Source organism: Kitasatospora sp. NPDC057542, from assembly GCF_042801945.1.
GTDB lineage: Bacteria > Actinomycetota > Actinomycetes > Streptomycetales > Streptomycetaceae > Kitasatospora.
Window position 1 is genome coordinate 1 of record NZ_JBHVFE010000694.1, and the last position, 3,149, is coordinate 3,149.

The 3,149-nt window shown below is 75.1% G+C and carries 4 protein-coding genes; 2 read left to right on the forward strand and 2 right to left on the reverse strand.

The features are described from left to right. Nucleotides 1-96 precede the first annotated feature (96 nt). Together ACFU7Y_RS42185 and ACFU7Y_RS42190 are read right to left on the reverse strand one after the other, a co-directional pair. Nucleotides 97-324: a DUF3107 domain-containing protein gene (locus ACFU7Y_RS42185; protein ID WP_224285174.1), complete on the reverse strand. Its 228-nt coding sequence runs from the start codon at nt 322-324 to the stop codon at nt 97-99. Nucleotides 325-454: 130 nt separating this feature from the next. Beyond that, nucleotides 455-1,117, reverse strand: coding sequence for a TetR/AcrR family transcriptional regulator (locus tag ACFU7Y_RS42190; protein WP_224285173.1), 663 nt, complete (start codon nt 1,115-1,117; stop codon nt 455-457). 220 nt (nt 1,118-1,337) lie between these two features. Here ACFU7Y_RS42190 and ACFU7Y_RS42195 point away from each other — a divergent pair, with 220 nt between their 5' ends. Together ACFU7Y_RS42195 and ACFU7Y_RS42200 are read left to right on the forward strand one after the other, a co-directional pair. After that, nucleotides 1,338-2,240, forward strand: a complete 903-nt coding sequence (locus ACFU7Y_RS42195; RefSeq protein WP_224285172.1) for an alpha/beta fold hydrolase — start codon at nt 1,338-1,340, stop codon at nt 2,238-2,240. Between the two features lie 481 nt (nt 2,241-2,721). After that, the coding region (locus tag ACFU7Y_RS42200; RefSeq protein ID WP_380771739.1) for a DUF3492 domain-containing protein at nt 2,722-3,149 on the forward strand (428 nt) is incomplete at its 3' end.

A 3,149-nucleotide genomic window follows, 5' to 3' on the forward strand; every position in this document is an offset into this window, starting at 1 on the left:
CCCCCGCCGTACCCTGTCCCGCCCGGCCGTACACGCGGCGGTGCCCCGCTCCCTCGCGGGAACGGGGCACCGGACGATCCTCTGTGCGGCGGCGCCTCAGGAGGTGCCGAAGCCGACCTTGCGGGCGGCCTGCTCGCCGATCTCCACGTACGCCAGGCGCTCGGCCGGGACGATGATGCGGCGGCCGTGCTCGTCGGACAGCGCGAAGATCTTCTCCGAGCCCTCCAGCGCCTTCGCGACCGCGCTCTGGACCTCATCGGCAGTCTGCGAGCTCTCGATCACGATCTCGCGCGGCGCGTTCTGCACGCCGATCTTGACCTCCACGGCTTCCGTCCCTCCGGGGTTGCAGCCTCCACGCACGGCCACCCGACCGCCTGGACAAGCGTTCGCGGCGACCGCGCCGTACGGCTTCACCATAGAGCACCGGATCACCGGCCAGGCGAAGGTCGGCGGATCAGCCCTGGTGGGCAGCGCCCTCGCCGGGCTGCTCGCCCGAGTGCATCGGGAAGCCCTTCAGCCCGCGCCACGACAGGCTGGCGACCAGCCGCACCGCCTCGTCGCGGGGGATCTCCAGGCCCTGCGAGAGCCAGTACCGGGCGGTGATCTGGGCCAGACCGCAGACCCCGGCGGCGAGCAGCTTGGACTCCGCCTCGGGCAGGTCGGTGTCCTCCTGGATCACCTTGCTGACCAGCGTCGCGCTCGCCTCGGAGGCCCGCTCGACCCGCTCGCGCACGGCCGGCTCGTTGGTGAGGTCCGACTCGAAGACCAGCCGGAAGGCGCCGGACTCGCTGGAGACGTAGTTGAAGTACGCCTCCATGGTGTTGGCCACCCGCTGCTTGTTGTCGGTGGTCGTCGACAGAGCCTCGCGGGTCGACTCGACGAGGGCGTCGCAGTGCTTGTCCAGCAGCGCCAGGTAGAGCTCCAGCTTCCCCGGGAAGTGCTGGTAGAGCACCGGCTTGCTGACCCCGGCGCGGTCGGCGATGTCGTCCATGGCAGCCGCGTGGTAGCCCTGCGCGACGAACACCTCCTGGGCGGCACCGAGCAGTTGTTCACGGCGGGCGCTTCGCGGCAGGCGGGCACCGCGCGGGCGCTCCTGCGCCTCCTGGATGGCCGTCACGGCGCTCCTCACTTCGGGTCTGTTCGCGGCTGGCAAGATGGCCGATTCTACTTTTCGGTAACCGCGCCCGCGTTCGGCGAAGGCGAGAAAAGACGGTCGGCCTGGTTGTCAGGAGCCCACAATACGGCGCTGACCTCGGCCTCGGCAGTGGTGTGACGGAGGCGGCCGACGGCCGGACCACCTCGGGGCGGTCGACCGGGGCTCACTACCATCGTCCACCATGAGCAGCGCTGAGCAGCAGGTACGTACGGTCGAGGTCCCCGGTGCGGTGCTCGCGGTGCACCGCCCCGCCGACGACGGCGCCGCCGACGGGCGTGAGCCCGGGCTCTTCGTGCACGGCCTCGGCGGCTCCGCCGCCAACTGGGAGGCCCTGATGGGCCGGCTCTCCGGACAGGTCGACGGCGAGGCCGTGGACCTGCCCGGTTTCGGCCACTCCGACCCGCCCGCCGACGGCAACCTCACCGTCTCCGGACACGTGCGCGCGGTGATCGGCTACCTGGAGGCCTCCGGCCGCGGCCCGGTCCACCTGTTCGGCAACTCGCTGGGCGGCGCGGTCGCCGTCCGGCTGGCGGCCCTGCGCCCGGACCTGGTGCGCAGCCTCACCCTGGTCTCCCCGGCCCTGCCCGAGCTGCCCCCGCAGCGTTCCGCCTGGCCGACCGGTCTGCTCGCGGTGCCCGGGGTGCCCGCGCTGCTGCGCCGGCTGTCCACGGGCGGGCGCGACGTCGAGGCGGCCACCGAGGACCTGCTGCGGCTGGTCTACGGCGACCCGGACGGCCTGAGCCCGGCGACCCGGGCCCGTGCGGTGGCCGAGTACCGACGCCGGCTGGAGGTGCCGCACGCGATGCAGGCGCTGGTCGGCTCGGCCCGCGGCATCGTCTCGGCGTACACCGAGCGCGGCGACCAGGCGCTGTGGCGGCAGGCCGAGCAGGTCGAGGCACCGGTGCTGCTGGTCTACGGGCTGCGCGACAAGCTGGTCTCCTACCGCTCGGCCCGCCGCGCCTGCGCGGCCTTCGCGGACGCCCGGCTGCTGGTGCTGCCGGAGTCCGGGCACGTGGCGATGACGGAGCACCCCGAGGAGGTCGCCCGGGCGGTGCGGGAACTGATCGCGCACACCGGGGGCTGAGCGCGCACCGCGGCGGGCAGAGCGCGCGCCCGTGCGGGGCCGCGCGGGCGACCGCGCATGCCGCCCGGTAACGGCCCGGCTCGGGCCGAGGTCACGGCGGTTCACTCGATCAGGTGGCAGGCAGGCATGTGACCGATGGATCGGCCCGGGCCGGTCCTACCTTTCTGCTGTCGGACCGAACAGGTGTGGGGGAGTCGCGGCCGCCGGAGGAGCCGGAGGGTGGCCGCGGCCGAGGGGCCCGGCGGGTCGGGCCCGACCGCCGGAGCGGGCGGGGGACCGGAACGCGGCGCGTCCGCGACCGGGCCGCCGGCGGGCCGCACGGAGGCACCCGCGACGCCGGCCCGGGCCGACCGGACTCCCCGGTCCCGACCGTCCCCGCCGCCGTGCGGGGGCGCCCCGGGCGACTGCCCGGGCCGTCCTGCCGTCCGTCGATCCGTCCGCGATCCCGCCCAGCGAATCCGCTCTGCCCTGGAGGTCTCCCGTGCGCGTTGCCCTGCTCACCGAGGGTGCCCGTCCGCATCCCCAGCGTGGCACCGGAGGCTGGTGCGACCGGCTGGCCGAGGGCCTGCCGGAGCACGGGTTCGAGCTGTACCTGCTGACCGGCCCGGAGGGCACGGGGCCCGAGCGGCCGTCGCCCGCCTGGCGCGGCGCGTACGAGCTGGCGCTGTGGGGGCGCAGGCCGGACGGCCGGGCGCCGGGCGCGCTGCGCAGACGCCGGTACGCCGGAGCGTACGAACAACTGGTGCGGGCACTCGTGCTGCCCGGGGAGCGAGCCGGCTTCGGTCCCGGGCTGTACCGGCTGGCGGCGCTCGCCCGGGAGGACGGCACGCTGCCCGCCTTCCTGGCCTCCGCGCACGCCCGCCGGCTTCTGGAGCGGACCTGGCGGCTGCCCGGCGCGGACACCGCGGC

Coding starts and splice junctions, on each gene's coding strand:
- ACFU7Y_RS42195 (WP_224285172.1), top strand. CDS start 1,338: ATGAGCAGCGCTGAGCAGCAGGTACGTACGGTCGAGGTCCCCGGTGCG.